General features: G+C 61.3%; 7 protein-coding genes. All 7 read left to right on the top strand.

Annotated features, from left to right (window positions below; genetic code table 11):
- Nucleotides 1-892, top strand: an 892-nt coding sequence (locus tag LXM94_RS13260) for an aminomethyltransferase family protein (protein WP_235771943.1), incomplete at its 5' end; no start/stop codon positions are given.
- A 297-nt stretch (nt 893-1,189) separates the two neighbouring features.
- Nucleotides 1,190-2,092, top strand: coding sequence for a branched-chain amino acid ABC transporter permease (locus LXM94_RS13255; RefSeq protein ID WP_235771942.1), 903 nt, complete (start codon nt 1,190-1,192; stop codon nt 2,090-2,092).
- A gap of 4 nt (nt 2,093-2,096) precedes the next feature.
- Nucleotides 2,097-3,488 (top strand): high-affinity branched-chain amino acid ABC transporter permease LivM, encoded by a 1,392-nt coding sequence (gene livM, locus LXM94_RS13250; protein WP_235771940.1) that lies wholly within the window; start codon nt 2,097-2,099, stop codon nt 3,486-3,488.
- On the top strand, nt 3,488-4,363 hold the full coding sequence (locus tag LXM94_RS13245) for an ABC transporter ATP-binding protein (protein WP_235771938.1): 876 nt from the start codon (nt 3,488-3,490) through the stop codon (nt 4,361-4,363). The genes livM and LXM94_RS13245 overlap by 1 nt, the downstream gene beginning before the upstream one ends.
- Nucleotides 4,360-5,085, top strand: coding sequence for an ABC transporter ATP-binding protein (locus LXM94_RS13240; RefSeq protein WP_235771936.1), 726 nt, complete (start codon nt 4,360-4,362; stop codon nt 5,083-5,085). The genes LXM94_RS13245 and LXM94_RS13240 overlap by 4 nt, the downstream gene beginning before the upstream one ends.
- Nucleotides 5,086-5,113: 28 nt before the next feature.
- Nucleotides 5,114-5,458, top strand: a complete 345-nt coding sequence (locus LXM94_RS13235; RefSeq protein ID WP_235771934.1) for a DUF6867 family protein — start codon at nt 5,114-5,116, stop codon at nt 5,456-5,458.
- Between the two features lie 113 nt (nt 5,459-5,571).
- Nucleotides 5,572-6,690 carry a branched-chain amino acid ABC transporter substrate-binding protein gene (locus LXM94_RS13230; RefSeq protein WP_235771933.1) on the top strand — a complete coding sequence of 373 codons (1,119 nt, stop codon included), beginning with the start codon at nt 5,572-5,574 and terminating at the stop codon, nt 6,688-6,690.
- Nucleotides 6,691-6,785 lie beyond the last annotated feature (95 nt).

The raw sequence follows: 6,785 nt of genomic DNA, 5'->3' as shown, positions 1-6,785 counted from the left end.
GGCGGCCGGCCGTATGACGCTCGCGCCGATGCTGAAGGAGGACGGCAAGCTCATCGGCGACTTCACGCTGGCAAAGCTCGGCGAGAACGACTTCCTGGTGATCGGCTCCGGCATCGCCGAGGACTATCACATGCGCTGGTTCGAAATGCATCTGCCGAAGGATGGGTCCGTCACGCTCACGGCGCTCGGCCTGTCGCTTGTCGGTCTCTCAATTGCGGGACCCGATGCGCGCAGGGTGCTTCAGAAACTCACCCATCTCGATCTTTCCGCCGAAGCCTTTCCCTTCATGGCGGTGCGACGCATGGATCTCGGTATGGCCCCGGTGATCCTCGGCCGCGTCAGCTATACGGGTGATCTCGGCTTCGAGCTCTGGATGAAGCCCGAATACCAGCGCTACCTCTTCGACTGCATCATGGATGCGGGCCGGGAATTCGGCATCCGCCTCTTCGGTCTGCGCGCGCTCAACGCATTGCGGCTGGAGAAGTCCTACGGAAGCTGGTCGCGCGAATATCGCCCGCTCTATGGGCCGCAGGAGGCGGAGCTCGGCCGTTTCGTCGCGCATGCAAAATCGGCGGACTTCATCGGCAAGGCTGCCGCGGCGCAGGAGATTGGGGGAAGCGGCCGGATGCGGCTGCGAACATTTGTCGTCGACGCCCGGGATGCCGACGTCATCGGGGACGAGCCGATCTCGCTCAATGGCACGGTCAGGGGCTGGGTAACGTCCGGCGGCTTCGCCCACGCCTCCGGCGTCTCGGTTGCGATCGGCTATGTGCCGAAGGAGATCGCCGATGTCGAGGAAGGCTGGTCCATCGAATTGCTGGGCGAGATGCTGCCGGCCCGGCTGCAGCCGCAGCCGCTCTTCGATCCGCAGGGATCGCGCATGCGCTCCTGAGCCGTTTCCGGCACCGGCGCCGGCTTCGTTCCGTCACGGCGCCGGCTATCGTTTCCCGACTTTCGTGCATCGTTTTGGGCAAAAGCCGCAATTTTCTGCCGATTTTTTTCTTTTTATGCCGGGAAATGCGCCACATTCACCCCGTTGCCAAAGAAATTGTCGATGCGGCTTCTTTTAGGCTTTTCTTTTGTCTCGAAAGCGTTATGGAATCCGCATCGTCTAAAGGGGCTCAAAAAAAGAGCACATAAGCCAAAAACAAGAGATGCGGCCGGCTCGGATCGCATCCAGGGGATAGACATGGAATATTTTGTCCAGCAGCTCGTCAACGGGCTGACGCTTGGCTCTATTTATGGTCTGGTCGCTATCGGCTACACCATGGTCTACGGCATCATCGGCATGATCAATTTCGCCCATGGCGACATCTTCATGCTCGGTGGCTTCGCCGCTCTCATCATCTTCCTCGTCCTGACCAGCGTCTTCGTCGGCCTTCCGGTCGTCCTTCTGCTGCTCGTCATGATGGCTGCGGCGATGCTGACCGCGTCGCTGTGGAACTGGACGATCGAAAAGGTGGCCTACCGGCCGCTGCGCGGGTCGTTCCGCCTGGCGCCGTTGATCACCGCGATCGGCATGTCGATCACGCTGTCGAACTTCATCCAGGTCACGCAGGGTCCGCGCAACAAGCCGATCCCGCCGCTGGTCTCGTCGGTCTACAACGTCTTCGGCATCTCGATTTCGCTGAAGCAGGTCATCATCGTTGTTCTCACGGCGAGCCTGCTCACGGTCTTCTGGTATATCGTCAACAAGACGTCGCTCGGTCGCGCACAGCGGGCAACCGAGCAGGACCGCAAGATGGCGGCGCTGCTTGGCATCGACGTCGACCGGACGATCTCGATCACCTTCGTGATGGGGGCGTGCCTCGCTGCCGTCGCCGGGACCATGTATCTCATGTACTACGGCGTTGCGGTGTTCAGCGACGGCTTCATTCCCGGCGTCAAGGCTTTCACGGCGGCGGTTCTCGGCGGCATCGGCTCGCTGCCCGGCGCGGTGCTCGGTGGGTTGTTGATCGGCCTGATCGAGAGCCTCTGGTCCGCCTATTTCTCCATCGACTACAAGGATGTGGCGACGTTCTCCCTTCTTGCCATCGTCCTGATCTTCAAGCCGTCCGGTATTCTCGGACGGCCGGAAGTCGAGAAGGTTTGATATAATGGCCAACATCTCCAACTCTCATGAGAGCGCCGGCGGGAACCTGACGGCGAAGGCCCTGCGCGAGGCCGTTTTCGCCGGCCTGCTCGCCCTCGGCCTCTTCGTTCTCTTCGTCGGCCTCGAGACGACGCAGAACATCCGCAACGAACTGGTGCTGAACCAGCGCTGGGGGCTGCTGGCGATCTTCGTCGCGGTCGCCGCGGTTGGGCGCTTCCTTGTCATCGCCTATGTCCGCCCCTCAATAGAATTGCGCAAGGCGACCAGGGCCGCGAAACCTGCCGTCGAGAAGCCGGAGAGCTTCTTCGTTCGCAATTTCAACATGATCGCCATCGTGGCGCTCGTGCTCTTCCCACCGCTCTCCGTCGCGCTCTTCGGCGTGCAGGGTTCGCTGAAATGGGTGGACAATTTCGGGATCCAGATCCTCATCTATGTGATGCTGGCCTGGGGGCTGAACGTCGTCGTCGGCCTCGCCGGTCTGCTCGATCTGGGATATGTCGCCTTCTACGCGGTCGGTGCCTATTCCTACGCGCTGCTGTCGCAGCATTTCGGCCTGTCCTTCTGGGTCCTTCTCCCGCTTGCCGGCATCCTTTCCGCCTTCTGGGGCATGATCCTCGGCTTCCCGGTGCTGCGGCTGAAGGGCGACTATCTTGCGATCGTGACGCTCGCGTTCGGTGAAATCATCCGCCTCGTGCTCATCAACTGGACGGAAGTGACCAAGGGCACCTTCGGCATTTCCAGCATTCCGAAAGCCTCCGTCTTCGGCATCTGGTCCTTCGATGTGGGTGCACCCAACAACTTCGCGAAGGTTTTCGAGCTGCCGATGTCCTCGGCCTACTACAAGATCTTCCTCTTCTATTTGATCCTCGGGCTTGCGCTGCTGACGGCCTATGTGACGATCCGCCTGCGCCGCATGCCGATCGGTCGTGCCTGGGAGGCTCTGCGCGAAGACGAGATCGCCTGCCGTTCGCTCGGCATCAACACGGTGACGACCAAGCTGACCGCCTTTGCGATCGGCGCGATGTTCGGCGGCTTTGCCGGCTCGTTCTTCGCCGTGCGCCAGGGCTTCGTCTCGCCGGAATCCTTCGTCTTCCTCGAATCGGCGATCATTCTCGCCATCGTGGTGCTTGGCGGCATGGGTTCGCTCACCGGCATCGCGGTTGCCGCGGTCGTGATGATCGGCGGTACGGAGCTTCTGCGTGAGATGACCTTCCTGAAGGCCATCTTCGGTCCCGACTTCACACCCGAACTCTACCGCATGCTGATCTTCGGCCTGGCGATGGTCGTCGTCATGGTCTGGAAGCCGCGCGGCTTCGTCGGCTCGCGCGAGCCGACCGCCTTCCTCAAGGAACGCAAGGCCGTATCGGGCAGCTTTACCAAGGAAGGGCACGGCTGATGGCCCTCGAGACGAATACGATGACGAACGATTCCATTCTCAAGGTCGAGCATCTGTCGATGCGCTTCGGTGGCCTGATGGCCATCAACGACCTGTCCTTCGAAGCCCGCCGCGGCGAGATCACCGCCCTGATCGGCCCGAACGGCGCCGGCAAGACGACGGTGTTCAACTGCATCACCGGTTTCTACAAGCCGACGATGGGCATGCTGTCGATGACGCAGAAGTCCGGGAAGACCTTCCTTCTCGAGCGGATGTCGGATTTCGAGATCACGCGCGACGCCAAGGTCGCCCGAACCTTCCAGAACATCCGTCTCTTTACCGGCTTGACGGTTCTCGAAAACCTGCTCGTCGCCCAGCACAACGCGCTGATGAAGGCTTCGGGTTACACGGTCCTCGGCCTTTTCGGCTTCCCCGCCTACAAGAAGGCATCGGCCGAATCGATCGAAAAGGCGAAGTTCTGGCTGGACAAGGCGAACCTCACCGATCGCGCCGACGATCCGGCGGGCGACCTTCCCTATGGCGCGCAGCGCCGGCTGGAGATCGCCCGTGCCATGTGCACCGGGCCGGAATTCCTCTGCCTCGACGAGCCGGCCGCCGGCCTCAACCCGCGCGAGTCGCTGGCGCTCAACGATCTGCTGCGCAGCATCCGCCAGGAGACCGGCACATCGATCCTGCTCATCGAGCACGACATGTCGGTCGTCATGGAGATTTCCGACCACGTCGTCGTGCTGGAATACGGTCAGAAGATCTCCGACGGCACGCCGGACCATGTGAAGAACGATCCGAAGGTTATCGCGGCCTATCTCGGTGTCGAAGATGATGAGGTCGAAGAAGTGATCGAGGAAATCGAACACGAGGGAGGGGCGCAGCAGTGAGCGATACTCTTCTCAGCGTAAAGGGCGTAGAGACCTACTACAGCAATATCCGCGCGCTCGCCGGTGTCGATGTCGAGGTGAAGAAGGGGGAGATCGTCTGCCTGATCGGCGCCAATGGCGCGGGCAAGTCGACCCTCATGATGACGATCTGCGGCAGCCCCCAGGCACGCACCGGCACGGTGATTTTCGACGGCGAGGACATCACGCACCAGCCGACGCATCTGATCGCCCGCCGCCGCATCGCGCAGTCGCCGGAAGGCCGGCGTATCTTCCCGCGCATGACGGTCTATGAAAACCTGCAGATGGGCGCGAGCCTCGACAACCTGAAATATTTCAACGAGGACGTCGAGAAGATCTACACGCTTTTTCCCCGCCTCAAGGAGCGCCAGTCGCAACGCGGAGGCACGCTCTCGGGCGGCGAGCAGCAGATGCTGTCGATCGGCCGCGCGCTGATGGCGCGTCCGAAGCTCCTGCTTCTCGACGAACCGTCGCTCGGCCTTGCGCCGCTGATCGTCAAGCAGATCTTCGACGCGATCAAGGTTCTGAACAAGGAGCAGGGTCTGACCGTGTTCCTCGTGGAGCAGAATGCATTTGCCGCACTCAAGCTCTCCGACCGGGGCTATGTGATGGTCAACGGCCAGGTCACCATGAGCGGCAGCGGCAAGGAGCTTCTGGCAAATCCGGAGGTGCGCGCGGCCTATCTCGAAGGCGGCAGGCACTGAGGCGGCGAAGGAGAGAGAGAGAGACGACATGCAGGGAATTCTCTACGAGGAACCGTCCATCTTGCAGTTCCTGTTCATCACCATCTTCATGGGCGGGTGGACGGCCTGGCGAACGGGAAAGAGTTGCGCCGAGAACTGGCAGAGCATGACGACGCTCGTCATCTATGTGCTGCTGCTGGGGGTGGCCATCCGCTTCATCCATCATGCGCTTTTCGAAGGTAGCATGCTGACTTTGCAGTACTATTGCGTGGACACGATCGTGCTTTTGTTGTTTGCTGTCGCCGGCTATCGCTTCTACCGGACGAAGCAGATGACGAATATGTATTACTGGCTTTACGAGAAGGCCTCGCCCTTCTCCTGGAAGGCCAAATGACAGAGGGAACTCCGCGCCCCGTCGCGGGCACGGCATAACAATATCGGCGCAACGATGGTGGGTGTTGCGGCCGATTCCAAACCGACCCGCCTTAAAAACTTGGGAGTAACAAGATGAAGAAGTCTCTATTGTCGGCTGTTGCGCTGACTGCCATGGTCGCTTTCAGCGGCAATGCGTGGGCTGATCTGCTGGTCGGTGTTGCTGGCCCGCTCACCGGCCCGAACGCCGCCTTCGGTGCGCAGCTGCAGAAGGGCGCCGAGCAGGCAGCCGCAGACCTCAATGCAGCCGGTGGCATCAACGGCGAGATGGTCAAGATCGTGCTCGGCGACGACGTGTCCGACCCCAAGCAGGGTGTTTCGGTCGCCAACAAGTTCGTTGCCGACGGCGTCAAGTTCGTGATCGGCCACTTCAACTCCGGCGTGTCCATTCCGGCTTCGGAAATCTACGCCGAAAACGGCATCCTGCAGATCACGCCGGCATCAACCAACCCGACCTTCACCGAACGGGGCCTGTGGAACACGTTCCGTACCTGCGGTCGTGACGACCAGCAGGGCGCCGTCGCCGGAGCCTTCATCGCTGCGAACTTCAAGGACGCCAAGATTGCCGTCGTTCACGACAAGACGCCTTACGGCCAGGGCCTTGCCGACCTGACCAAGGCTGCGATGAACGAAGCCGGCATCACCGAAGCCATCTACGAAGGCATCACGGTCGGCGACAAGGACTTCTCGGCCCTGATCGCCAAGATGAAGGAAGCCGGCGTGACCGTCGTTTATTGGGGCGGACTGCACACCGAGGCCGGCCTCATCATGCGCCAGTTGAAGGACCAGGGCCTCACGGCCCAGTTTATGTCTGGCGACGGCATTGTTTCGAACGAACTTGCTTCGATCGCCGGCGACGCCGTCGATGGTACGCTGATGACCTTCGCGCCGGATCCGCGCAAGAACCCCGCCGCTGTCGAACTCGTCGAGAAGTTCCGTGCGGCCGGCTTCGAGCCGGAAGCCTACACGCTCTACGCCTATGCTGCTCTGCAGATCATCGCAGAGGGCGCCAAGGCTGCCGGCGGCAACGATCCGCAGGCCGTTGCCGAAGCCGTCAAGTCGAAGGGCCCGTTCGCAACGGCCATCGGCGAACTCGGCTATGACGAGAAGGGCGACATCACCCGTCCCGACTACGTCATGTACACCTGGAAGAAGGGTGACGACGGCAACTACAGCTACTTCCAGAACGAGTAGTCTTCGCTTCGCAGGCGCTCTCGTCTGCAGATCGGGGCCCGGCTTTCGCCGGGCCCTTTTTCGTTGCAAGAGCGAGGCGGCTTTCCTATTGCTTC

The sequence above is a fragment of the Rhizobium alarense genome (assembly GCF_021555155.1).
GTDB lineage: Bacteria > Pseudomonadota > Alphaproteobacteria > Rhizobiales > Rhizobiaceae > Rhizobium_D > Rhizobium_D alarense.
Note: the sequence above shows the minus strand (reverse complement) of the source record. Positions and strands in the feature narration are given on the sequence as shown.